Annotated in this window: 25 protein-coding genes and 1 pseudogene; 17 read left to right on the top strand and 9 right to left on the bottom strand. The window is 41.1% G+C overall.

Features of this window, described 5'->3' with window-relative positions; all coding sequences use genetic code 11:
- The first annotated feature begins 3 nt into the window (after positions 1-3).
- The 7 genes from E2R53_RS11450 (at position 4) to E2R53_RS11420 (ending at position 6,160) form a co-directional block, all read left to right on the top strand.
- Complete coding sequence (locus tag E2R53_RS11450; RefSeq protein WP_133311878.1) at positions 4-771, top strand: thiazole synthase; 768 nt, start codon at positions 4-6, stop codon at positions 769-771.
- On the top strand, positions 772-1,788 hold the full coding sequence (locus E2R53_RS11445; protein WP_133311877.1) for a thiazole biosynthesis adenylyltransferase ThiF: 1,017 nt from the start codon (positions 772-774) through the stop codon (positions 1,786-1,788). It abuts the gene before it with no gap.
- A 142-nt stretch (positions 1,789-1,930) separates the two neighbouring features.
- Positions 1,931-3,166, top strand: coding sequence for a DUF445 domain-containing protein (locus E2R53_RS11440; RefSeq protein WP_133311876.1), 1,236 nt, complete (start codon positions 1,931-1,933; stop codon positions 3,164-3,166).
- A gap of 118 nt (positions 3,167-3,284) precedes the next feature.
- The gene (gene fabI, locus E2R53_RS11435) at positions 3,285-4,058 is read left to right on the top strand and encodes an enoyl-ACP reductase FabI (protein WP_133311875.1); all 774 of its coding nucleotides are present in this window, start codon (positions 3,285-3,287) and stop codon (positions 4,056-4,058) included.
- A 698-nt stretch (positions 4,059-4,756) separates the two neighbouring features.
- On the top strand, positions 4,757-5,218 hold the full coding sequence (locus tag E2R53_RS11430) for an SRPBCC family protein (RefSeq protein ID WP_133311874.1): 462 nt from the start codon (positions 4,757-4,759) through the stop codon (positions 5,216-5,218).
- A gap of 3 nt (positions 5,219-5,221) precedes the next feature.
- On the top strand, positions 5,222-5,671 hold the full coding sequence (locus E2R53_RS11425) for a GNAT family N-acetyltransferase (RefSeq protein ID WP_133311873.1): 450 nt from the start codon (positions 5,222-5,224) through the stop codon (positions 5,669-5,671).
- Positions 5,672-5,743: 72 nt separating this feature from the next.
- A complete protein-coding gene (locus E2R53_RS11420) occupies positions 5,744-6,160 on the top strand; it encodes a CotO family spore coat protein (RefSeq protein WP_133311872.1) in 417 nt (138 codons plus the stop codon).
- 293 nt (positions 6,161-6,453) lie between these two features.
- Here the strand turns inward: E2R53_RS11420 and E2R53_RS11415 are convergent, their stop codons facing one another.
- Positions 6,454-7,662: a CotS family spore coat protein gene (locus E2R53_RS11415; RefSeq protein WP_286166152.1), complete on the bottom strand. Its 1,209-nt coding sequence runs from the start codon at positions 7,660-7,662 to the stop codon at positions 6,454-6,456.
- A 241-nt stretch (positions 7,663-7,903) separates the two neighbouring features.
- On the opposite strand from E2R53_RS11415, the gene E2R53_RS11410 reads away from it, so the two are divergent.
- The 3 genes from E2R53_RS11410 to E2R53_RS11400 are packed head-to-tail and all read left to right on the top strand — an operon-like array spanning position 7,904 to position 10,672.
- Positions 7,904-9,037, top strand: a complete 1,134-nt coding sequence (locus tag E2R53_RS11410; protein WP_133311871.1) for a glycosyltransferase family 4 protein — start codon at positions 7,904-7,906, stop codon at positions 9,035-9,037.
- Between the two features lie 48 nt (positions 9,038-9,085).
- Positions 9,086-10,153: a CotS family spore coat protein gene (locus E2R53_RS11405; RefSeq protein WP_133312263.1), complete on the top strand. Its 1,068-nt coding sequence runs from the start codon at positions 9,086-9,088 to the stop codon at positions 10,151-10,153.
- A 15-nt stretch (positions 10,154-10,168) separates the two neighbouring features.
- Positions 10,169-10,672, top strand: coding sequence for a hypothetical protein (locus E2R53_RS11400; RefSeq protein ID WP_133311870.1), 504 nt, complete (start codon positions 10,169-10,171; stop codon positions 10,670-10,672).
- A 94-nt stretch (positions 10,673-10,766) separates the two neighbouring features.
- On the opposite strand, the gene E2R53_RS11395 is transcribed toward E2R53_RS11400, so the two are convergent.
- The 3 genes and pseudogenes from E2R53_RS11395 to E2R53_RS11385 all read right to left on the bottom strand — a co-directional run.
- The gene (locus tag E2R53_RS11395) at positions 10,767-11,900 is read right to left on the bottom strand and encodes a glycosyltransferase family 4 protein (RefSeq protein WP_133311869.1); all 1,134 of its coding nucleotides are present in this window, start codon (positions 11,898-11,900) and stop codon (positions 10,767-10,769) included.
- Positions 11,897-12,853 carry an NAD-dependent epimerase/dehydratase family protein gene (locus tag E2R53_RS11390; protein ID WP_133311868.1) on the bottom strand — a complete coding sequence of 319 codons (957 nt, stop codon included), beginning with the start codon at positions 12,851-12,853 and terminating at the stop codon, positions 11,897-11,899. The genes E2R53_RS11395 and E2R53_RS11390 overlap by 4 nt, the downstream gene beginning before the upstream one ends.
- Positions 12,850-14,139 (bottom strand): annotated as a pseudogene (locus tag E2R53_RS11385) (UDP-glucose dehydrogenase family protein); the annotation flags it as partial. The pseudogene E2R53_RS11385 and the gene E2R53_RS11390, both read right to left, overlap by 4 nt.
- A gap of 213 nt (positions 14,140-14,352) precedes the next feature.
- On the opposite strand from E2R53_RS11385, the gene E2R53_RS11380 reads away from it, so the two are divergent.
- A complete protein-coding gene (locus tag E2R53_RS11380) occupies positions 14,353-15,459 on the top strand; it encodes a glycosyltransferase (protein WP_133311866.1) in 1,107 nt (368 codons plus the stop codon).
- 82 nt (positions 15,460-15,541) lie between these two features.
- Here E2R53_RS11380 and E2R53_RS11375 read toward each other — a convergent pair whose 3' ends face one another.
- Positions 15,542-16,333: a HipA family kinase gene (locus E2R53_RS11375; RefSeq protein ID WP_133311865.1), complete on the bottom strand. Its 792-nt coding sequence runs from the start codon at positions 16,331-16,333 to the stop codon at positions 15,542-15,544.
- 48 nt (positions 16,334-16,381) lie between these two features.
- A complete protein-coding gene (locus E2R53_RS11370; protein WP_133311864.1) occupies positions 16,382-16,660 on the bottom strand; it encodes a hypothetical protein in 279 nt (92 codons plus the stop codon).
- A gap of 151 nt (positions 16,661-16,811) precedes the next feature.
- On the opposite strand from E2R53_RS11370, the gene E2R53_RS11365 reads away from it, so the two are divergent.
- Positions 16,812-17,162: a DUF1360 domain-containing protein gene (locus tag E2R53_RS11365; RefSeq protein WP_133311863.1), complete on the top strand. Its 351-nt coding sequence runs from the start codon at positions 16,812-16,814 to the stop codon at positions 17,160-17,162.
- Between the two features lie 71 nt (positions 17,163-17,233).
- Here the strand turns inward: E2R53_RS11365 and E2R53_RS11360 are convergent, their stop codons facing one another.
- Both E2R53_RS11360 and E2R53_RS11355 read right to left on the bottom strand, forming a co-directional pair.
- Positions 17,234-18,031: a hypothetical protein gene (locus tag E2R53_RS11360; RefSeq protein ID WP_133311862.1), complete on the bottom strand. Its 798-nt coding sequence runs from the start codon at positions 18,029-18,031 to the stop codon at positions 17,234-17,236.
- 124 nt (positions 18,032-18,155) lie between these two features.
- Complete coding sequence (locus tag E2R53_RS11355) at positions 18,156-18,872, bottom strand: hypothetical protein (RefSeq protein WP_133311861.1); 717 nt, start codon at positions 18,870-18,872, stop codon at positions 18,156-18,158.
- Positions 18,873-19,085: 213 nt separating this feature from the next.
- Here E2R53_RS11355 and E2R53_RS11350 point away from each other — a divergent pair, with 213 nt between their 5' ends.
- From E2R53_RS11350 to E2R53_RS11335, 5 genes are all read left to right on the top strand, one after another.
- Positions 19,086-19,406 (top strand): hypothetical protein, encoded by a 321-nt coding sequence (locus E2R53_RS11350; RefSeq protein ID WP_133311860.1) that lies wholly within the window; start codon positions 19,086-19,088, stop codon positions 19,404-19,406.
- Positions 19,407-19,576: 170 nt separating this feature from the next.
- On the top strand, positions 19,577-19,717 hold the full coding sequence (locus E2R53_RS23255; RefSeq protein ID WP_165970961.1) for a hypothetical protein: 141 nt from the start codon (positions 19,577-19,579) through the stop codon (positions 19,715-19,717).
- Between the two features lie 114 nt (positions 19,718-19,831).
- On the top strand, positions 19,832-20,047 hold the full coding sequence (locus E2R53_RS11345) for a hypothetical protein (protein ID WP_133311859.1): 216 nt from the start codon (positions 19,832-19,834) through the stop codon (positions 20,045-20,047).
- A 92-nt stretch (positions 20,048-20,139) separates the two neighbouring features.
- Complete coding sequence (locus E2R53_RS11340) at positions 20,140-20,274, top strand: YjcZ family sporulation protein (protein ID WP_133311858.1); 135 nt, start codon at positions 20,140-20,142, stop codon at positions 20,272-20,274.
- Positions 20,275-20,402: 128 nt separating this feature from the next.
- Positions 20,403-20,657 (top strand): stage VI sporulation protein F, encoded by a 255-nt coding sequence (locus E2R53_RS11335; protein ID WP_070878328.1) that lies wholly within the window; start codon positions 20,403-20,405, stop codon positions 20,655-20,657.
- 103 nt (positions 20,658-20,760) lie between these two features.
- Here E2R53_RS11335 and E2R53_RS11330 read toward each other — a convergent pair whose 3' ends face one another.
- Complete coding sequence (locus E2R53_RS11330; protein ID WP_286166151.1) at positions 20,761-23,022, bottom strand: ATP-dependent helicase; 2,262 nt, start codon at positions 23,020-23,022, stop codon at positions 20,761-20,763.
- Between the last annotated feature and the right edge of the window lie 151 nt (positions 23,023-23,173).

The raw sequence follows: 23,173 nt of genomic DNA, 5'->3' as shown, positions 1-23,173 counted from the left end.
TTGATGCTGACAATCGCAGGAAAAACGTTTCAATCAAGATTGCTGCTTGGAACGGGAAAGTATCCGTCTTTTGACATTCAAAAAGAAGCAGTACAAGCGGCTGAAGCAGATATTTTAACGTTTGCGGTAAGAAGAATGAATCTTTTTGAACCGTCTCAGCCTAATTTTCTGGAACAGCTTGATCTTTCACGCTACACGCTGCTGCCAAACACAGCTGGTGCGAAAACGGCGGAAGAAGCAGTCAGAATTGCCAAGCTCGCTAAGGCATCCGGTTTATGTGATATGATAAAAGTAGAAGCGATCGGGTGTGCAAAGACACTGCTTCCCGATCCTGTAGAAACCTTAAAAGCAAGTGAGGAGCTCGTCAAGGAAGGGTTTATAGTGCTTCCTTACACGTCTGATGATGTCGTGCTTGCAAGAAGGCTTGAAGAAACAGGTGTTCATGCCATTATGCCGGGCGCGTCGCCAATTGGTTCAGGGCAGGGCATAATCAATCCTCTGAATCTATCTTTTATAATTGAACAAACGAATCTGCCGGTTATTGTGGATGCGGGTATTGGATCAGCTGCTGATGCAGCAAAAGCGATGGAGCTTGGAGCGGATGGCGTTTTGTTAAACACCGCCGTTTCTGCTGCAGGCAATCCAGTTAAAATGGCAGCAGCTATGAAGCTTGCCATTGAAGCAGGAAGATTAAGCTTTGAAGCAGGCAGAATACCGGTAAAAACCTATGCATCTGCAAGCAGCCCGATCGAAGGAATGATGACATCTTAAATGGAACGGTATTCTAGGCAAATCTTATTTTCTCCAATAGGAGAAGCAGGGCAGAAGAACATTCGAAATGGTCATGTGCTCATTATCGGTGCGGGGGCTCTTGGGACGGCAAATGCAGAAATGCTTGTACGCGCGGGTGTCGGCACACTGACGATTGTGGACCGTGATTATGTTGAATGGAGCAACTTGCAGCGGCAGCAGCTCTATACAGAAGAAGATGCGATTTTGCGTCTTCCTAAAGCAGCTGCTGCCAAACAAAGACTATCCCAGATTAATCATGAAGTAGAAGTCAGGGCGGTCATTGAAGATGTAACGGCTGAAAATATTTTTGAATTTAGTCAAGATGCAGATGTTATTGTTGATGCAACGGATAATTTTGAAACGCGGCTTGTGATCAATGATGCAGCTCTTAAGCAGGGCATTCCTTGGATCTACGGGGCATGTGTCGGAAGCTATGGCCTGACGTATACAATCTTGCCCGGGCTTTCGCCTTGTCTGAACTGCCTTTTGAAGCAAATTCCTATGGAAGGACAAACGTGTGATACAGTTGGGATTATCAGTCCTGCTGTCCAAATGGTTGCCTCTTATCAAACAGGGGAAGTGCTGAAATTGTTAACAGGTGCTGCCGGTCAGGTGAGAAAAGAACTGCTGTCGTTTGATGTTTGGAGAAATCAATTTTCGCAAATAAAAGTCCATGCACTGAAAGATTCAGCTTGTCCATCCTGCGGCGAATCTGCCGTTTATCCGTTTTTATCACGCACTAATAGTGTGAAAATGTCGGTTCTATGCGGCAGAGACACGGTTCAAATAAGACCTTCAGTCTCTAAAGAAATGAACTTTAAGGAGCTTGCAAAAACACTTGGAAGAGCTGCAGCAGAAATCACGGCAAATCCGTATTTGCTATCATTTCAGACGGAGCATCACAGAATCGTCGTCTTCCGTGACGGCCGTGCACTGATTCATGGAACAAAAGATCTAGCGGAAGCAAGGAAAATTTATCAGCGCTATTTAGGATAACAAGTTTATAAGAATACATGAAAGAAAACTGGTCTATGCTGGCCAGTTTTTTTCTGTATGATGACATAGAATTATTGGATTTCTTTCTTGTTTTAGACTAGCATGGACTTAACAATTATTTTATATAGATTGAAGGTAGAACATGTCTAATAAATCTAAGAATTTAGCTGGAATATCACTTGCTGTCATGGGAGCGGGGTTTGCCGCAACAATCCCTTTTCAGGGATCAGTTGCTGGAGAATTTCTTCAGGGAGGATTTGAAGCCGGGCTTGTCGGCGGGTTAGCAGATTGGTTTGCTGTTACAGCGTTATTCAGACACCCATTCGGTTTGCCTATCCCCCACACCGCATTATTGCCGAAGAATCGCAACAGGATGATCAGGGGACTTGTTAACACAATCGAAAATGACTGGCTGTCAAAGGACAGCATTCAAACCAAATTATCACAAATAAATCTCACAGAAAAGCTGCTGCCTATCTTAGAAAAAGAGGTTCATTCGGATTCTTTCAAAAAAACAATGAAATCGCTTTTGATCCAAATGATTGAAAGTGTGGATCTCGAAAAGCTTGCTCCCCTTATCCAGAAGCAGCTGAAAGGATATTTAACGTCTGATGAAGTATTGAAGCTCCTTAAAGCTCTCATTCATCAGGTGCTTGAACGGAAATATGATGAAAAAAGCCTGGATTATTTCCTTATGAAATCTGAGGAGTGGGCGTCAAGACGCGATCAGCGTGAGGAGTTTGGAAGATTTGCGATGAGGGCCATTGATAATGGACAGGCCGATGGTTTTTTGCAATTTGCCATAAAATCCTTCCGGAATATTGTAAACGAAGAAAAACTCGGAAAGATTCTCCAGGATATTATTCTGAATGTAATTGGCGGTTTGCGGAATCCTGAAAGTGAATACCGGCAGGCCATCCTTGATCGCGTTCGAAAAGAATTGCTTGGCATTCAGGAAAACCATGCTTTGCTGGAGGAAATTGACCGTGTGATTTCGGAGTGGGACCCTTCCGAAAAACTGATGACAATATTAAAGAAAACACAATCAAAAACGATAGCTTTTATTGAAGAAGATTCATTTATGGACGATCATCTTATGCCTTTTGCTGATCAATTAATCGGAAAAATCAGTGCGGATAAAGATAAAATAGATGCTATCGAGAGCAAAATACAAGAACAAATCACTCTTTTTATAGAAAAAAACCATTCGAAAATCGGCAAACTGGTCGAAGAGAATTTAAACAAGCTTGATGATGAGACATTAATTGATATGATTGAAAATAATGTAGGGAAAGATTTACAGTGGATTCGGGTGAACGGTGCAGTGTGCGGATTTTTCATCGGAATTATTTTAACGGGACTAAAAATGTTATTTTAATTTGCTGAAATGATTCAGGTTCGTCCATGAAATCCAGCAGTGGTCTAGAAAATAAGCAAATAGCATGATATAATTATAACCAGGTACTAATAACATGTATTAATTAGGAGGATTCCAAATGAATTTATCATTAGCTGGACGCAATGTAGTCGTAATGGGCGTCGCAAACAAACGAAGCATTGCCTGGGGAATTGCCCGATCTCTTCACTCGGCGGGAGCGCGTCTTATCTTTACATATGCAGGTGAACGACTTGAAAAATCAGTGCGTGATCTAGTTGAGACGCTAGACCGCAATGATTCAATTGTTCTCCCATGTGATGTAACGAATGATGCTGAGATTGACACATGTTTTGAGGCGATTAAAAAGGAAGTCGGCGTTATTCACGGAATCGCGCATTGCATCGCATTTGCGCATAAGGAAGAACTGAGCGGAGAGTATATGAATACAACGCGCGATGGATTTTTGCTTGCTCACAATATCAGTTCTTATTCTCTGACAGCTGTCGCAAAAGCTGCAAGAGGCTTAATGACAGAGGGCGGAAGCATCGTAACACTCACATATCTCGGCGGAGAAAGAGTCCTTCCTAACTACAACGTGATGGGAGTTGCAAAGGCATCACTTGATGCCAGTGTGAGATACCTGGCAAGCGATTTAGGAAAAGACGGCATTCGCGTGAATTCCATTTCTGCCGGTCCTATCCGTACGCTTTCTGCAAAAGGAATCAGCGATTTCAACTCTATCCTGAAAGATATCGAAGAACGCGCACCGCTGCGCCGCACAACAACACCAGAAGAAGTTGGAGATACAGCCCTGTTCTTATTCAGTGACCTTGCAAGAGGCATGACTGGCGAAAATCTTCATGTTGACTCTGGCTATCATATTTTAGGTTAATCTAAGCCTGGACATTAATAGACAGAAGAAAACGGGTAATGAATTGCAGAGCAATTTATGCCCGTTTTTTTTGTTGTTAGGGATGAGTATTATCTAAGCTATGATTCTCTGCCCCTATGATTGAGGGTGTTCAGTGGACTCAAAGGTCCTGTATGATTCCGTAATTTCATGAAAGGCGGGAGAATAGTGGAATCAAAAGCCCTGTATGATTCCACTATTTCATGAAGGAGAGTGAATAGTGGAAATAGAGCCCCTGTATGATTCCACAATTTCGTGAAGGCGGGAGAATAGTGGAAACAAAGCCCCTATATGATTCCACAATTTCGTGAAGGCGGGAGAATAGTGGAAACAAAGCCCCTATATGATTCCACAATTTCGTGAAGGCGGGAGAATAGTGGAAACAAAGCCCCTGAATGATTCCACAATTTCATGAAGGAGCGTGAATAGTGGAAACAAAGCCCCTGAATGATTCCACAATTTCATGAAGGAGCGTGAATAGTGGAAACAAAGCCCCTGTATGATTCCACAACCTCAGAATAAAGCTTATCCCAAAGAATCAACTACCCTCTAAAGTCTCTTTAAATGAGACATTTTTATTCCAGAAAAAATATATTTGCTGCTTGTCCATGTGACCGCTCCTATTCTGATAAAATATGGATAAGGAATGAAATCCTAACCTTAAGGAGGATTGGTTTTGCATGAGTGAATTTCAAGATCAAGTTACTGTCGATGCACCGCTTGACCAAGTATTCAAATTTGCAGCAGATGTTGAAAATGCCCCTTTGTTTATGCAAAATGTGACGAAAGTCGAAAAGCTGACGGAAGGCCCTGTCCAAGCAGGTACGAAATACAGGGAAACCCGTGAAATAAGGGGAAGAGAAGCATCAGCGATTATTGAGTTTATAGAATTTGTTCCCAGTGCAAAGTACTCTGTTAAAAGTGAAATGAACGGGATGGAAGCCATTTATCATTACACGTTTTCATCATCAGGCAATCAGACGACAATCCGTTTCGAATGTGAAATCAAAGCTAAGAAATTCACAATGAAGCTCATTAAGCCGGTATTTGTGAAGATTATGAAAAAAGAAGACGGAGATCATCTGCAGCATTTGAAAAAAGCTTTTGAAGCTAAGGGTGCAGATGATAAAAAAGGACAGTGACAAATGAGAGGATTAACATTTAAACGGGCTGAATCAGACGAATTAGAAGAAATATATGAATTAGCAGGAGAAAACCGCAGGGAAGCAACAAATCACCTTTCAGACGAAAATAAGGAAAAAATGATTGAAGCCTATGAACACTCCGCTAAATATCAGGCTTATTTTGTGTGCCTGATGGACGGGAGCACATTGATTGGCTGGATTATGATTGATAAAGCATTCGATTTCCTGACAGGCGATGAAATTGGCTGGATAAATGATTTATATGTAAAAGTATCATACAGAGGCATGGGCTACTCCAAGCTATTGATGGAGGAAGCATTAAAGGAATTCAAACAAAACGGGTACAGTGATGTCAGGCTGAATGTGTATGCACATAACCAGAAAGCAATGAAACTATACGAACAAATGGGGTTCAAAGACGTCAGCAAATTTATGAAAATATCTCTTTAACACCCTCTCATCATAAAACAAATCTCTCCGCATATACTTCTTTGTAGAACATGAACATGAGGAGGGACGTCTGTGAAAAAGCATCAATCTGTTAAAAATCCTCCGCTGCTGTATATCGTTCAGCCGGAATTTGAACCTGTGTTAACATCTATGCAAAAAACATATGTCGTAAAAAGAGAGCTGCCTGCCCAAACAGCAGCTGCACCTGAGGAAGCTGTTTTAAGCGAAGAAGTGAAGCCTGAGGCAGCTGTCCAAAAAGAAGGCAAATTGACAAAGCCTCTGCATTCCTTCAATGACTTATCGATCCCGGATAAAATTCAGCTGCTTCTTCATTTGCCTGACCGTCTTTCAAGCCTGAACTGCAGCATTTCAACGAACGTAAAAACACACATTGGAAAAGTAACAGAATACAAGGATAACTGTGTGACGATAAACGGTGAAAAAGTGCCGCTGGAAGAGATCCAGGCCATTCATTTAAAAGGTTTATGAGAAGTGTCCATGAAATGGGCACTTTTTTTAAATTTCGTTTGAATAAATCAAGCCTCCTCAGATACAGTTGAGGATATACCAGTTCTGTTTCGATAAGCAATCTGATTTTATTCACATTACGTCGAATTAAATTTAAAAGCGCGCGAATTAATTTGGAAAGGCCGCTAATTAAATTTAAAACCCCGCGAATTAAATTAAAAGCACGCCAATGAACTGGCAACCCCCTCGGTTAACTGCAGCCATCCGTCATACGATAAAAAAACTCATACACAACGTATGAGTTTTCTCGACTTTTAATTCGATTTAATCATTGAATTCAATTGTGCTTCTTTAATTCTTTCATATTCAAATGCCTGAGCCAGCTCTTCAGGAAACATATCTGTTTTTCTGACGAATTTTTCCCGTGCGATATCGTACATTTCATAAGGGAAAAGCATGTCAATATACATTACTTCTTTTTGTTCAGATGTTAACGGATTGACGCTTTCATAAGCATTCATCATTAATTGGAATCTTGCTTCATCCCACTCGCCTGTTGTATCCAGCAAAGGAATGATCATCTTCCGGAGGTCGCGGATCGGCAGGTCGTATGAGACTGTGTCGAGGTCGATGACCCAGATCTTGCCGTCATTCCCAAGTACGGTATTTCCAGCGCCGTAATCCTGGTGGCAAAGGGTAGGATTTGCTGCTTGTTCCGTTATCCAAGGGACATACTTAGAATTCATCAGACGGTCAAGAGTTTGTCTTCCTTGATCTATAAAATAATCGATCTCCTGTAAATACAATTGGGAAAACAGGTTATCGGGCGTGGTTCTTGCAATATGTTTCCATGATTCCATCTGCTGACACCTTTTGATGTAATGATTCGGCCAGCGTCCAAGTTTTTTAAACACTGGAATGCCTTCCGGCGGATGGTATCCCTCTGACCACAGGTGAAATTCAGCCAGTCCTTTCATGACAAATTCCAGATCAGGATCGACGGCTAAATCGAAAACGCCTCCTTCAATCCAATCATAGAGAACGAATAAATATGGCCCTTGTTTAGTAAATAATTGATTTTGTTTGTTCCGGATAATTCCTGGTACTCTTGCGCCTTTTTCTGCTAAGTAATTTTGAGCATTTATGGAAAATAATGCTTTCTTTTCAGGGCGGTGTATCCGCTTTAAACAGACTGGTCCGCTGCTCGTGTGGATTTTCCATACGAGTGCCATTTGCCCGCCTTGAATGACCTCAATCCGGTCAACAGAGATGTCCCAGCTTCCAATAATATATTCAGCAAGCTTTACAAGCTTAGCTTCTTCTTCAGGTGTCAGGACAAACCCAATCTCTTCTGCTTCCTCTTTCTCTTCTTTTTTTTCCTTTTGCTTTTTTTCTTTTGGAAAATCATATTTATTCGTTGTTTTCAGATCCGCACGCGCAGGTGATTTTGCAAGTTCTGATTCCATCTCTTCTTCATAATCGAAGTAGTTAAAGAGTATTTTTCCGGCCAATATCGTCACCATCCCATCCTTTTACTTCATAGGTTATGAAAATAGTGCGTTTTTTGTCCTAGGCTCTTTTCGTAAAGTTTAATTGTTGTTTTGATTTTTACAGCAGATTCTCTGTACAGGATGATAACACACAATATCCGCTGAAAAGTGATGAATTCGCCTTTTTTAAAAATAGTTTCTATGGGGAAAGCACACCATTCCGCTTATTTCCGTATTTTAAGATAAGGGTTTTATAGACGAATGGAGGTAACGTATGAAGATTGCATTAATAGCAACAGAAAAATTGCCTGTTCCCGCAATTAAAGGAGGAGCAATCCAAATCTATCTTGATTCTATTGCTCCTCTTCTTGCACAAAAGCATGATGTGACGATCCTATCGATTCAGCATCCAGATCTTCCTGAAACTGAAACGCGAAATGCTGTTCATTATATTCGGTTTGCAGAAAGCGATTATCTTTCTCTGCTTGCCGAGCATGTGAAAATTACGAAATATGATGTGATTCACCTTTGCAACAGGCCCGCATGGATTCCGCTCCTGTATGCAGAGTCACCAAGTTCAAGATGGATTTTAAGTGTTCACAATGAGATGTTCGCCAATGATAAAATGACGGATGAAGAGGGCAGGGCTTGCATTGCAGCTGTTGCCCAGATTGTAACGGTAAGCGATTATATCGGAAGGACGATTACAGATAGATTTCCTGAGGCAAAAGGCAAGGTGAGAACCGTTTATTCAGGTGTTGACCTTCAAACCTATTTTCCTGACTGGACGTCTGAAGGCAGAAGGCTAAAAGAACAGGTGCGTTCTGAACTGAAGTTGAGAAATCAAAAGGTAATTTTATTTGTAGGACGATTAAGCAAAGTAAAAGGACCTCACATTCTCTTACAGGCAATGCCTGAAATTATCAAAAGACATCCCGATACGGTCATGGTTTTTATTGGCTCGAAATGGTTTGGCGACAATGAAGTCAACAACTACGTCAGGCATTTATACACTCTCGGTGCGATGTATCCTGAAAACGTTCAGTTCATTCAATTTGTTCAGCCGAAAAATATTCCAACACTCTATGCCATGTCCGACATTTTCGTCTGTTCATCGCAATGGCAAGAACCGCTTGCACGTGTTCATTACGAAGCAATGGCTTGCGGACTTCCGATCATCACAAGCAATCGAGGCGGCAATCCGGAGGTTATTGATGAGGGCAGGAACGGGAGGGTCATCAAAAATTTTGAAGATCCAATGGCATATGCGGACGCCATCAACTCAATGCTTGACAGCTCGGGAAAAAGAGAAGAAATGGGCAGGTACGGCAGATCAAAAGCAGAGCGTGAATTCAGCTGGAACACGGTTTCAGGAAACCTGTTGAGAGTTTATGAAAATGGAAGATAGAAAGGGTGGAACATCTTGGATACAGAACTAAGCCGGCATGAACTTCAAATGAATATATTAAGCTTGTACCCTTTTGATGTGCAGTCAATAACCCTATTAACGAACAAAAGCGGAAGAACGACTTGGCGGGTGGAAACTGAGCAAGGGACAAAAATATTAAAAAGAGTTGTGATGAAGCCTTCGAGAATGCTGCTGATCGCAGAAGGACATGAGCATTTACAGGAAAATGGCCTCCAAATTGCCGCCATTCACCGCACCAAAGCTGGAGCTATTTGCGTAGGCGCCGAAAACTCAGCATACGTTCTTTATGATCTGCAAGAAGGAAAAGAAGTGCTCTATTATGACAAACGCCAAATGCTGCAAATCATGGAGTTTATAGGGAAGTTTCATCAAGCATCAGCCGGATACATGCCGCATGAAACGAGTAAAAAAAGAAGCCGTCTTGGCAAATGGCACAAGTTATTCCGCTGGAAGCTGCAGGAACTGGAAGGAAATAAAATGCTTGCCATAAAATCAGACCTGGAAAATAACCTTCCGGCACCAGCTGTGATTGATCCTGAAATGGAACAAACGTGGATGAATGATCAATTTTCAAAAATGGTGATTGAATCAATAGATGAAATGATCCTCCGCGGAAAACAGGCTTTGGCAGAACTCGATGAGGGACATTATGAGAAGTGGTCGCTGGAATGCCTGGAATCCAGAATGTTTTGCCAGCAGGACTTTACTCTTGCCCGTTTTATTGAGCTGGATGAGGGGCTTGCGATGAAAGAGCTTCATTCCATTACAGCTGATCTGCCATCCAGGGATCTAAGAGTTATTTTAAATAAAGTCATGAAAAAAATGTCAGTGTGGGATCATGATCTTGTCATCGAACTCTTAAGAACGTATGACAAAACGAATCCCCTTACAAAAGATCAATACCGGGTGTTATGGACAGATTTGAAATTTCCGCATTTATACTGTTCCATTGTTCACAAATATTTTTTGGGCCAAAAAACGTCTTGGTCAGATGAAAAATACATTTGGGCTATTCAGAACATTATCGCTGTTGAACAATCAAAACAAAAATTTCTAACAGATTTTGATGAGTTTTATTCCAAAATAAAAGCATAAAGGAGGGGATATAAGATGAGTGAGGCAAAAAAAGATCACAATGAAATACCAATAGTAAAATTAGGTGATTTTTCCTTTTCCCCGCCTGGTCCAATGGGCTGGAGCTCTGCAGAGTATGAAAGCATGCTTGCAGATCCTGAACTGTTTTTGTCCCAGTATAAAATAAAGCATCCTGAACCTCATAATGAGAATATTATGCTTGTAGAGCTTCCTGTAAGAAACAGGCGGAATTCTGCAATGAATCAAACGGCATTCTCGCCTGTAAAAAAGGAAGCTGTTTCTAAGGAAATGATAGCGCCGTCAGCTGTTCCAGTCAAAATGGATGTCTTTGAGCCTGCAATCATGGAAGGGGTTCAGGATGATCAATCTACCTTTAATTACGATCAATTAATGGAGCAATTGATTGATGAAGACTCTGATTTTTACAGTATTCAAGACGACGGTATTTTTATTGGAATCGGCAAGAGAAAATCAAAAACCTATTCTTCCAGAAGGACGACTCGTGTTATTTTTATCTAATCATAGCTGCAGTATGAGATGCTTGGGTTTTCCATAGCGGATCACAAAAGCAGATTAATAAAGATGGAAGAACCAGCCACAATGGCTGGTTCTTTTAAGAGTTTAAATAGATTTGCTCAAGCTTTTTTGCTGTATTTATAAACGAGAATTTCTCTTCGACCATCCTTCTTCCGTTTTTCGCAAAATATTCAGAGAGGCTGGTGTTTTGTAAAAGGCGTGTAATAGATGAAATGAACGCCTCTTTCTGATCATATTCTCGGATTACATATCCATTTACATCATTATATATTACTTCAGCATTGCCTCCGCGATCGGTCGTAAGTATGGGCAGACCAGCTGCCATTGCTTCGTAATGAATTCTGGCAAGAGGCTCGTGCCATTGGGAACTGCAAACAAGGAGGTCCCCCATCAGGAGAATGTTTGGAATATCAGGTGCTGGTATATATTTTGTGAATAGGACCTTATGTTTAATAGGCTCGGCTATTTCGTGCAGGTGTCTGACATAATCGTTCAGTCCGTTTTCACTGAACCATTTTCCGCCGACGATGACAAGAACGGCATCTGGTTCGTGTTTGATAATCTCGTACATGGATTTAATAAGCAGGTCAGGACCTTTCGTTTTGCTTAACCTGCCTATGAAAAGAATGACTTTATGATGCTGCTCCAAGCCATACTTTTTCTTCCGCTCAGCTCTTATTTCCTGTCCCTTTACAGACCAGACTGGGTGGAATTTTGTGATATCAACTCCAGAATATACTACATGAGTTTTTGGTTCAGCTTGAGGATACCGGACGGTGACGGTGCGTTTAATGTATTCACTTACTGTTGTGATGCTATCGCAGTGATCAATGACTTCACAGGCTTCCTCGCCGCTCAGCTTTCTCGTCGTAAACATATCATTATGAAGACTTAAAATGATTTTGCTGTCGGGTGAAGCTGCCTTATATCTGCAAACTTCACTTGGGCGATTAAAAATATGGATGTGAGTGAATGATTTTTCTTTTAAATCCATTGCGACATTCTCTGAAAATCCAAGTCTCGGAAAGCGGATATAGGTTATTCCGTTCTCACTATTTCTCTCCGGCAAAAGCGGATCGGTAATAGAATAAACCGTTAACGTGTAATTCTTGCTGAAATAAGGAGAGATTCCATCAAGCATGAGCTGAATGGCCCCTCCTTTAATAGCAGGTGCAGGCAGTTTTTCAGTGCAGATAAAAGCGAGATTCATGTTGATTCTCCTTTTAGGATGACTTTCATATATTCATATTCTTTGATCAGTCCTTCGCGCAAAGGAATATCAGGTGAATAGCCTAATTCCCTGGATGCGTGGGAGATATCTGCATGGGTGTGTTTCGGTTCGCCGGTCGCTGCATCTAAATAGCGGATAACAGCCTTTTTGCCTGTGATTTTTTCCATTTCATTAATAATTTCATAAATGGCAGCTCTTTCTTTTCCGCCGATGTTAAAGATTTTTCCAATCGTATTCTCTGCATTCATCACAGCCGCTGTTCCTTTTACGCAATCATCAATGTAAGTAAAATCACGGGATTGAGTGCCGTCTCCGAATAATGTAAGCGGCTGATCCGTGAGAATTTGTTTGAAAAAACGGTGAAAAGCCATATCTGGCCGCTGTCTTGGCCCATACACAGTAAAATAACGCAAAATCGTAACAGGAACATCAAAGTTCTGTTGATAAACAGAGCATAAGTGCTCGCCTGCAAGCTTTGTTACCCCGTAAGGCGAGAGCGGTTCGGGCATGGCATCCTCAGCCACCATTCCGTGTTTGTATCCATAAATAGACGAGGTGGAAGCATAGATGAACTTTTTCAGATTGACAGACTTAGCGGCCTCCAATAGACGCTGGGCGGCGAGGATATTATTTTCTGTATATGGAAAAAAATCCTTGCCCCAGCTTGCTCTTACCCCTGGAATGCCTGCCAGATGATAAACAACATCTGCTTTTTGCAAAAGTTCTGCACAATCAATATTCATGATTGAGTCTTTAATAAGCTGAAAACGCGGGTGCTGCAGTAAACTATATATATTTAAGTCTTTTAAAGAATAAGGTGTCGGACCGATAAAACAATCGATCCCGATAATTGTGTTTTCTTCCTGCTCCAAAAGCTTTTCGCATAAGTGTGAGCCGATAAATCCAGCACAGCCTGTTACAATAATTCTCATATGCGGCCAACTCCAATATAGTTTAAATCAGCTGCCCTGATGATGTCAGGATCAAGGCAGTTTCTTGCATCAAGTACTGATCTGCCTTTCATTTTAATCCGTGCCTGCTTCCAGTCGAGTCCAATAAATTGTTTCCAATCTGTTGCCACAACAGTTAGATCCGCATCCAGCATGGCATCTTCCGGAGTTTCAGTCTGCACAATCATTCTTAGTTCTTCCGGCAGAGATGCTTTGGGATCATATGCAGAAACTGTGCACCCATACTCATGCAGTTTTTTGATGAATGCAACAGCAGGTGATTCGCGGATATCATCTGTATTCGGTTTAAAAGCAATACCAAGCACGGCAATTTTCATAGAGGACAGATCCTGAAACATGGCTCTTATTTTCTCAAAATAGATGTTCATTTGAGAAGCATTTACAGATTGAACGGCATCCAATATGAGAGGCTGAAGTCCGTTATCTTTAGCAGTAAAACTTAACGATTTTAAGTCTTTTGGAAAACAGGAACCGCCGTAGCCAATGCCTGCCTGCAAAAATGAGGGGCCAATTCGCGCATCCAAGCCAATACCCTTAGCAACATGCGTCACATCGGCGCCAAATTGTTCACAAAACCGGGCGATTTCATTTATAAAACTGATTTTAGCAGCCAGAAAAGCATTAGAAGCATATTTGATTAATTCTGCTCCAGCATAATTTGTGACAATAACGGGAGCATCAATTCCGCGGTATAGTTCTTTCATCTGACCAAGCAAATCCTCGTTTTCTTTTGCTAAGCCATAAACAATCCGATCTGGAAACTTCATATCATGGAGTGCCGATCCTTCTCTTAAAAATTCAGGATTTGATACAAGATCAAACAGATCCCGCTGATACCCCTTATCTTTCAGGAGCTGCAGGATAGCTGCATTAGTCCCTGGGGGAACCGTACTTTTTATCATGATTATTTTATAGGAAGCAAGATGTTCCATGACATCAATCATCGCTTTATATAGAAAGCTTAAATTTGTGCTGCCATCCGGAAGGGACGGTGTACCGACTGCCATAATAATGATTTCTGCATGGTTTATGCATGAGGGAAGATCGTCCGTAAAGCGGAGCCTGCTTTTATTTTTCTGGACGCAATCTTCTAAATCAGGTTCGAAAATTGGTATATAGCCGTTCTGCAGCGATGCAATCTTTTTAATGTCTTGATCGATGCATGTAACGTGATGACCAATATCTGAGAGAACGGCTGCAGTTGTTAAGCCAACATAGCCAGCGCCAATCACGCAAACATTCATAGTAGAAACCCCTTTCTAAACACCATCTCTCATAGCCTATTATGAAACAAGCCTGAAAGGTTACAGCATCTGAGAAAAAACTCATAAAAGAAGCTTTTAACAAGGACAAATTGCCTTTCCGGCAGCTTGTGAATAGGCTAGAACATAAAAAAATGAAGAGCGAGTGGAGGATAAGAATCTTATCTTTACCGTGAGCAGAGGAGTGAATCTTCTCATATGGAAACAATTGCCCATTATTTAATGGAAGACATGAAAATCAATCAGCGCTTTATTTATAATCAAATGGTTTATCAGGGGCTGTACCGGTCGATTGTAATCGGTCCTTTTCCAAGAAAACAAGACACTGATTTTCCATTTGAATCCTTTTATAATATGAATGAAATTTCAGATCTGGATGCGTTTTTTAAAGAACAAAAGGTAGTCGCCATCCATGCACATCACGGAAAACATGCCGTTGATGTTTTTCCGCTTGCCATGCAGCACAATCTTCCTTTTATAGTGAGCATCCGCGGTTCAGACGGTTCAGCACAAAGTGAAGTGCTTTATAATAAAAATTTTTCCCGGTACCGGTCGATTGTGAATTATGACAGCTTATTCGTTCCGGTCTGTGAGTATCTCGGAAATGAGCTGCTGAAACTTGGGGTTCCGAGTGACAAGATAAATGTCCTGTACGGGGGAATTGACCTTGATCTGTTTCCTTTCCAAGAACGGCGCAAACCGTTTGATGGGGAATTCGTCATTATTTCAGTCGGCAGGCTTGTTCAAAAAAAAGGACATGAAACCCTTATTCATGCATTTAGAACTGTTCAAAAAAATCATCCCCAAATCAAGCTGAAAATTATCGGAGGCGGCAAAGAGAGGCCTGTTCTTCAAAAGCTCATTGAAGAACTTGAGTTAACACAATCCGTTTTTTTATTAGGGAAAATGAGCTTGTTTGAAATAGCTGCGGAACTTCAAAAAGCACATCTCTTTTGCTTGCCCAGCGAAACGGCACAAAATGGAGATGTTGAGGGAATTCCCAATGCTTTAAAAGAAGCGATGGCCATCGGGCTGCCGGTCATATCAACTAGACATGCAGGTATACCTGAGCTGATTACTCATTTGCGTACAGGTTATTTAATAGAAGAACGGAATATTCAGCAGCTTGTTGACGGCATTGAATCATTCATACGGTCACCGGAAGCTTGGAGTGAATACTCAAAGGCTGCAAGATGCGTTATAGAGGAAAGATTCGAATTAAAAAAGCAGCTGAGAAGGCAGCATGAACTGTATGAAAGATTTGTAAAAAAACAATTAGAATTAGAGTACAGAAACGCAGAGTGATGGCTGCGTTTTTTATATTTTTGCTGCAGGGAAGGCATGAAACCAGTGAAGGTTACAAAAAGAGCGAAAACAAAAAAACACCTCACAAGGTGCTGAAGTACTCGCTGTTTGCTTCTATTACCAGTTTTGGCAGCTCATGCAGATGTTCTCTATTTAAGAAGGCATACAATTTTTCTTTTTCCGTCTCGGATACATCCCATTCAGAAGGTATTTCGTTGAGGACATTCCAAATAAAATCTTGATTAAGGTTCATGATTTTTTCACTGAAAGCAAACAGCAGAGAGGGATCTCGAACAAGTGAACTTGCCCATTTATATACAGGCATTTTAACCCGGTACAATGGGTCCTGAACGAGAGTTTCTTCGTTCCATTCATACATTCCCGGGAAGCACCTGCCATGGTCAATCATCCGGAAATGATAACTTCCGCCATCATTTTTTTCGAACAGGAGATTTGTCCGGCTTCGGTCATTGTTGTTTATCCACTGATCGAACACGAGCATACCTGCGAGGTTATTAACGTTTACTAGATTTTCTTTATGCGGGAGTTCACTAAGTTCATCGTAAGAGGCAGCATGTTCAAGAAACGGGATTGCAAGGTGTTTTCCTGATTTATAGGATGCGTGGCGGTAAGCAGGCAGATCTGCAAGGGAAGCTATTGGCATGTCAACAAGTTTTATGTTTAATACAGGCAGATCAAGAAGCCGTGCAAGCTTAACGGCAAGCCATTCATTAACAACTTCGCGTTTGCGGTATTTTCGAACACGATGAAATTTTACAACATACTTCTGATTATCACTGAATAAAAACAGATGAGCATAATTGCCTTCTAATGTCTGTAAATATTGAACGGGCACGATTTCTTTTTTTGACAAGCATCCATTCCCCCTGACATCCAGAAAAAGCTTTTTAACGTCAGCTCTTTATTCATCCTCTCCTTCAATGTTCTTTTCAGATACAGGCAGATCCAGTCCTGTTATTTCATCGAAAGAAAATGACTTTTGTGTTCCGCCGTGCTCGTAAAAACGGTCAATCATAAATTGGGCGCATTCACCTTCAAGGTCTATAGAAATTAAAGAGGCTTCATAATAAATTTTCTCACCGGCATGTACATTGACTTCTGTACCTTCTGTTAATTGAATCAGTATCTCTTTGACAGGCAGCGTGGATCCGCCTTCACCAGAAAATTGTAATTTACTCATAAGATCCTCCTTCAATTTGATTTACTAACCAGTATATGTTGCATCTCCCCAGAAAGTATGGATATTTAACCAGTAAACGTTAACTTCGGTCATAAACGCTGAATGCTTTCATAAAATGTATCATTATCTAAAAGCAAAGAAGGAGACCTGTATGATTGGATGGATCGATTTTATCCTGCTGTTTTTAGCGAGCTTCCGCCTTACCAGATTGCTTGTTTATGATAGAATAACCGCATTTATCAGAAGGCCCTTCCACAGGGAAGCAGAAGAAGTATTGCCGGATGGAAGTAAACTTTCCTACATTGAAATAAAGGGCACCGGGCTGCAGAAATGGATTGGTGAATTGCTCAGCTGTTACTGGTGCACGGGAATTTGGACATCGGCCTTTTTGTATTTTATCTTTGTATATATGACAGAGCAGGCAGCTCCTCTCATACTCATATTGGCCATTGCAGGATGTGCGGCGATCCTGGAGTCTATCATTGAAAAATTAACATTTTAAAAGAGTCTATTGCTAGACTCTTTTTTTGTGGAATCTTTTACCGGCAGCACTTCAGCATTTCGTTCTGAATGTTATTGGATGGAAAGATGATTGAGTGAGGAGACACCCTTAGGCAGTTCCTTCGCATAAACAAACCCTTTTACAGATATTGGACGTTTGTCGGGTATAGGGAAGGAAATTTCGAAACCTGAAAAAATAAGATCCTCATTTGGATTGATTTGAGTTTCTGTTATCGGCTGAAGCCAGTATTGATTTTCGCTGCGAATTCGCTCTCTCCAATTTTCATGAACATGCTTCCAATGATTGCTTGGGGCATCCTCATAGATTTTGGTGTCATCCATTTTACGCTGCATAATGATTTTTCCGCTTAATGATCCGAATTGAAGCGGGGAAATTTGAATGCAGATAATCGGCTGCTGAAGCGGCTGATTCCCTGTATTTTTTATAATAAAATCTCCAAATACAGACAGATTGTCATCTTCTGATTGAGGAAGGAAAATAGATGCCTGGAAATATGAATGAACTTGAAAAACAGGTTCAATAACAGCTGGCTTTGCTTGTTCTTCCTGCATCAGCATTTTTTTTCGGATATCAGCTGTTCGTCTTTTTTCTTCTTCAAGGGCCACTTCAAGTTTAAGTACTTTTTTTTCAAGCTGAAAAACTTCTTTCTCGTATTGTTCAGTATGAGTATGAAGAGCTTCATTTAGTTTTTCCTGCAAATACTGGTTGCGGATGATTTCTTTTTTTACCTGATTTTCTGCATCACTTACAAGCTTCTGCATGCGGCTTAGTTCAGAACGGTAATGCAGAATCTGCTGCTGAAGCTGAATGAAACGTTCTGCAGAATGAGGACCTTCTTGCTTTTTCATCTTTTGCCGCTCCTTTCTGAACTCCCTAAAGCATATGTATGAGAAACAACAGAAAATCATTTCAAATGGTTTTGATAAAAAACAAAAATAAGAGGCTGCTGGTTCAGCAGCCATCTTAATGGTATTAGTGTACTGGGAAGATATCCGGGCATTGCGGCGGGAAGTTGTTATTGTCGCATGCGTTGATTGCTTCTGTCAGCTCATCACGCGGTCTGCAGATTTTAGCTTCCACTTCAAGTTTCACATTAGCTTCCATTTGAACATCTAAGCAGAATGTAATGGATACGTCTAATTGTGAAAACACATCTGTGCAGACTAAAGTTGCGTCGCATTCAAAGAAGTTAATATGACAATCAAGCTCTGTGCCTTCTGGTGCACAAAGAATAAATGTTTGTGCCGTAGCGAATGGAATAGGCTTTGATTCACAAAGAACGTTGTCGTTTGCATCTAAAATTTCAACTGTCACGAAGCCTTTTACAAGAACTTTCACTTTTTGCAATGTAACTTCATCGCCGTTTGGAAGATTCACTTTTACATCTGTGCGTTTGTCAGAAGGCGAAATTTCCTGGCAAAGGAATGATCTGCTGTCTGAATTCGGATCAATTTTACGTCCATCCTTATCACTCAGGAAACAATTGACTGTTAAATCGCCTGATCTCACCTTGTGTTTTAAGAATTTACAAAGATCATCATGTTTATCATGTTTTTCTCCGCAGTCGAATAATTTATCTAATTCTTTGTCATTAACGCTGATTAATGGCAGATCTACCGGACGAGTAACCCAGTCGTACACTTTACGCGTCTTAATACAAACTTTTTCTTTACGAGAATGATGACTCACTGTTGTTTTCCTCCTATCTTAATTTCTCCCGTCCATTTTAATGAACAGATACATTAGGTGTCGGGACTAATGTATAGTATGTTTTTTCCCAATTTGTGTGCCGTGATAAGAGCGGAATTTTAGGTGAATGTCAGTTTCCTGCATAAATGCACGGAAGTCTGAATTTCTTATTAGTAAGGGAATAATTTAAGTATATGGAGGGAGAGGAAAAGAGTGACAAATCAGCAAACCGAAAGTGTAAAGACTCTTAAAGCAAGAATGGCCTATTTGCAGAGGGAGCTTTCGCATACAAAAGCACAGCTGCTCGATTATGAGGAGAATGGTACATTCAATGAACTTAGAAAGGAAAATAGCATTCTCAAAGAAAAGCTTAGGAGTCTAGAAGGGGAAAATCTGGTCCTATTTGAATTGCTTACCAAAAACAACACTGAAAAAGATATAGCTGATCACGAAACAGCAGAGAAGTTTGACTCATGGTTTATGAGCAACTTGAAAAGTCAAGCATCAAAAGATAATGGAAGGCAGAAGGAGTAACTTCTGTTTTCATTGTTTTGTATTATATGTAGATTTAATTATTTGCCGGATCCTTATCTGTCTGCCTGCGCTAACCAGGCACCTCCGCTTTTGTAAATAGTTCTTTCGCTGAAGTCAAAGCATAGTTTATTAACATATTGTATGAGTAGTAACAGAAAGGGAGGATTAGCATGCAATACAAAAAATCAACAAAATCCGCCAGTTCAAATCCAGTCGTGGTGTTTGGCTCTTCCCAATATAAGCAGTTATCCGGCAATACACTGAAGGCAGGCTGCGGATGCGGCAAGAAAAAGAAGATTGTGAAAGAATAGGTTTATCCATTAAATACATGAAAAAATCCTCTGTTACCACAGTGGATTTTTTGTATTTCCAGCTATAGGCAAAATGCTTTCTTATTGAATAAGTTATTTGGAGAGGTGAGTGATTTGGGAAAGTTTAGCGGGGAATTCGAAAAGTTTCTTGAAGGACTCTATGGCCGTCATGATGAGATCCAAAAAAAGCATTCTAAATGGATGAACGAGAAGGAGAAAGACTTAGATTCACTGGACATCTCAGCAGGCAAATTTGAAGGTGGGATGGAGCAGATGGCAAGTGACATGGAGAGATGGATGACAGCACAGGAAAAACATCTAAAATCTTAAATTTCCGCACTTGACCTGCTCAATCTGTCCAAACAAACAGGTTCATCTGACATAAGATGTATAGACGAAAGGCAGAAGGAGGTGGCTAAGATATGGGTTACGGATATTGTGGATATGGCGGCGGTTACGGCGGCGGTTACGGCGGCGGCTACTACGGTTCAACATTCGTATTAATCGTAGTATTGTTCATCTTATTGATCATCGTAGGTGCTTCTTTCTATAACTAAGCATAACGAAATCGAATGAATAGGAAGTACGGGCATTATTGTCCGTACTTTCCTTTTTTTTAAAAAAAAGATAGGCACAACAGATCCAGAGCTTCATAGGATATATCATCATAAAGGAGGCAACAAACATGGATAATCACTTCTTTAAAAATCTTGAAAAGAAAACAGGCGTAAATATGAAGGAAGTTCTAGATCTTGCAAACTCCCTTCAAAATGCCAATTTCAAAGATGAACAAACCGTCCGCGGAGTCATTCGCCGCGTCTCTCAAATCGCCAATAAGCCCGTTAATAAAGAAATGGAAGACAAAATTGTAAACAGCATCGTAAATGGAAAAGAGAAGCTCGACTTTGGAACCATTTCCAAGATGATTAACAAGAAATAAGAAAACGGCCTCTCCAGAGTTGGAGTGGCCGTTTTTTGCGGATAGGTTCAATATGATCGGTTCTGCCTGTCATCATCTTTTGCTCGGCTGAGTGTCGCTTGACTTAAACCATCAATCCTCTGATAAAGCGTGACGGAATGGCTTTTCGTCCCCGCCTGTACTGAGGAACTGATACAGATAGAGAAGATTTTGCACGTGTCATAGCGACATACATTAAGCGGCGTTCTTCTTCGATTGGCTTTTCATCGCCTTTTCGGAAGGAGTCCAGCGCGAAATCATGAGGCAGGCCTCCGTCTACTGCCCCTAAAATATAGACATGTTCATATTCTAAACCCTTTGCCCTGTGAACGGTCATCAGCTGAACGGCATGCGGGTCCCGCTTTTGTTTCCATTCCTTCGATTTGGCTGTCATATGCTCGACATGCTCCAGGAGTTCTGCGACCGTATCAAATTTATTGGCAAGCACTCTTAAATCCTTCAGATCGTCCGAGCCTTTTTCAATGGCGTTCCCTTCATTGCCCCGCTTTTTCAAAAAATCGGAGAACCCCATATCTTTTTCAATCATATCAATGGCAGCTGCAGGCTTTAGTGTTTTCAGCTTTGCAAACATCGGCACAATCCGCTTGATTTTTGCCTTTTGAAACGGCTGAAGGGACTCAAGTTTAGTCAGCGCCTCAACGAATGTACAATCATGTGTGATGGAAAAAGCCTTCAAGTCGTTCAGGGCACTCTGTTTTATAAAAAGAGCGCTCATCACATGGACGATGGCAGCAGAATCGTCCGGGTTCATACCGAGTCTTAAGTATGCAAGCAGCCCCTTAACCATTCTTCTTTCGTAAAAAGAGAGGCCCTCCTGTTCAATCGTAAAGGGAATGCTCGATTGAGCGAGCCGTTCGAAAATGGCACGCCCTGCCGTATGAGTCCGGTACAGGACGGCAAACTCTCCGGGCTTAGCTCCGTTTTCAAGCTTTTCCTTCATGTCATTTACAACAAGTGTCGCTTCTTCTTCTTCATCATGAGGAAAAAAGAAGAGGGGAGGTGCTTCATTTTGATATTGTGCGTTCATCGCTTTTTGATGGCGCTGTTTATTTTTAGAAATAACCGAATTGGCGCTTGAAACAATTTCGTGGCTTGACCGGTAATTCTCTGCAAGTGTCACAATTTTTGCATCAGGAAAATCATTTTTGAAATTCAGAATAAAAGATGGGTCACTGCCCCTGAATGCGTAAATAGATTGATCATCATCACCGACAACACAAAGCTGATTTGTGTGGGATGACAGCATTTTTAAGAGCTCATACTGAACCGGATTAATATCCTGGAATTCATCCACGAGAAAATAGCGGAACCGCTTTTGATATTGGGCAAGCAGATTGGGATTTTCGAGTAATAATTCGTAGCATTTAATCAGCATATCATCAAAATCAAACTGATTTTGAGCGCTCTTCATTTCTTCATATTTTTCGTAAAGAAATAAGGCTTGTTCTTCCCATTCTGTTTCAGGCTTTATTTCGCGCTTAGAAAGAAATGTATTTTTCCAGAAGCTGATCTGCTGCAGGGCCTGATCGTATGGAAACTCCTTTTCATCCAGACCTAGCTCGCGTCCGGCTGATTTTATGTACTGCTCTTTCTGCCAGTCCCATTTAATCAAGTGCTGCCCGTTCCACCTTTCCTGATCGCTGTGCAGCAGAATTTTATAAAAAATACTGTGAAACGTTCCGCACACAAGTCTGCCTGAAGCTTGTGAAGTCGAATATTCATTCAGGCGGTGCTTCATTTCCTGAGCTGCCTTTGATGTGAAGGTGACAAGCATGATGGAGCCGGGATTTATTTGCTGTTCCTCCATCATATAAAGAGCGCGTGTTGTTAAAACACGAGTCTTGCCGCTCCCAGCGCCCGCGAGAACTAGAAGCGGACCGTCAATCGTAGTAACAGCTTCAAGCTGTGTATCATCAAGCTTTACTTCCAAAATGCTTTTTGCGGCCGTTTTCTCTTTTGAACGGAGCGGAGCAGACCCAAGTTTTGCAAGCTGATATGGCTTCCACGCCGATTCTTTTTTAGGCTGATCTTCCCCAATAGCTCCTTGTGACGGCATACGAAAACCGTTCGTTTCTTTATAAACAATTTCCTTTGAGGCAGCCGCCTGCTGGATTGTTTCGCTGTATTGTTCACATTGCTCATGTACCGCATGATCAGCATGATAAAAATAAGGTTTTTGTTTGATGCCCAAGTATAGCTTTAATGGCTGATTGCAGCACGCGCATGTCACTTTTCCATGAAGGCTTGCTTCATAGATTTGCTGAAACCGTTCTCTGGCCAAATAAGGGAGCTGTATAAATTCATCTTTAAATTTTCCGCAAATCAACGAAAGTCCTCCCATAATTTCACAATAAAATGCGTATCTTTATGGATAAAGACACAAACTCTATCTTATCAAAAGGAAGCAAAACAAAAAAGGGGAAGGAAGATTCGTTTTAGAGCACGAAATAATGGGAATAGATTCTGACAGGGGTGAT

This window comes from Peribacillus frigoritolerans (assembly GCF_004358755.1).
GTDB lineage: Bacteria > Bacillota > Bacilli > Bacillales > Bacillaceae > Bacillus_P.
This window is presented reverse-complemented; position numbering and strand designations above follow the sequence as displayed.

Excerpts from the sequence above, each read along its gene's own strand:
- E2R53_RS11450 (WP_133311878.1), top strand. The coding sequence starts at position 4 with ATGCTGACAATCGCAGGAAAAACGTTTCAATCAAGATTGCTGCTTGGA.
- E2R53_RS11445 (WP_133311877.1), top strand. The coding sequence starts at position 772 with ATGGAACGGTATTCTAGGCAAATCTTATTTTCTCCAATAGGAGAAGCA.
- E2R53_RS11440 (WP_133311876.1), top strand. The coding sequence starts at position 1,931 with ATGTCTAATAAATCTAAGAATTTAGCTGGAATATCACTTGCTGTCATG.
- fabI (WP_133311875.1), top strand. The coding sequence starts at position 3,285 with ATGAATTTATCATTAGCTGGACGCAATGTAGTCGTAATGGGCGTCGCA.
- E2R53_RS11430 (WP_133311874.1), top strand. The coding sequence starts at position 4,757 with ATGAGTGAATTTCAAGATCAAGTTACTGTCGATGCACCGCTTGACCAA.
- E2R53_RS11425 (WP_133311873.1), top strand. The coding sequence starts at position 5,222 with ATGAGAGGATTAACATTTAAACGGGCTGAATCAGACGAATTAGAAGAA.
- E2R53_RS11415 (WP_286166152.1), bottom strand. The coding sequence starts at position 7,662 with ATGGTGACGATATTGGCCGGAAAAATACTCTTTAACTACTTCGATTAT.
- E2R53_RS11410 (WP_133311871.1), top strand. The coding sequence starts at position 7,904 with ATGAAGATTGCATTAATAGCAACAGAAAAATTGCCTGTTCCCGCAATT.
- E2R53_RS11405 (WP_133312263.1), top strand. The coding sequence starts at position 9,086 with ATGAATATATTAAGCTTGTACCCTTTTGATGTGCAGTCAATAACCCTA.
- E2R53_RS11400 (WP_133311870.1), top strand. The coding sequence starts at position 10,169 with ATGAGTGAGGCAAAAAAAGATCACAATGAAATACCAATAGTAAAATTA.
- E2R53_RS11395 (WP_133311869.1), bottom strand. The coding sequence starts at position 11,900 with ATGAATCTCGCTTTTATCTGCACTGAAAAACTGCCTGCACCTGCTATT.
- E2R53_RS11390 (WP_133311868.1), bottom strand. The coding sequence starts at position 12,853 with ATGAGAATTATTGTAACAGGCTGTGCTGGATTTATCGGCTCACACTTA.
- E2R53_RS11380 (WP_133311866.1), top strand. The coding sequence starts at position 14,353 with ATGGAAACAATTGCCCATTATTTAATGGAAGACATGAAAATCAATCAG.
- E2R53_RS11370 (WP_133311864.1), bottom strand. The coding sequence starts at position 16,660 with ATGAGTAAATTACAATTTTCTGGTGAAGGCGGATCCACGCTGCCTGTC.
- E2R53_RS11365 (WP_133311863.1), top strand. The coding sequence starts at position 16,812 with ATGATTGGATGGATCGATTTTATCCTGCTGTTTTTAGCGAGCTTCCGC.
- E2R53_RS11360 (WP_133311862.1), bottom strand. The coding sequence starts at position 18,031 with ATGAAAAAGCAAGAAGGTCCTCATTCTGCAGAACGTTTCATTCAGCTT.
- E2R53_RS23255 (WP_165970961.1), top strand. The coding sequence starts at position 19,577 with ATGCAATACAAAAAATCAACAAAATCCGCCAGTTCAAATCCAGTCGTG.
- E2R53_RS11340 (WP_133311858.1), top strand. The coding sequence starts at position 20,140 with ATGGGTTACGGATATTGTGGATATGGCGGCGGTTACGGCGGCGGTTAC.
- E2R53_RS11335 (WP_070878328.1), top strand. The coding sequence starts at position 20,403 with ATGGATAATCACTTCTTTAAAAATCTTGAAAAGAAAACAGGCGTAAAT.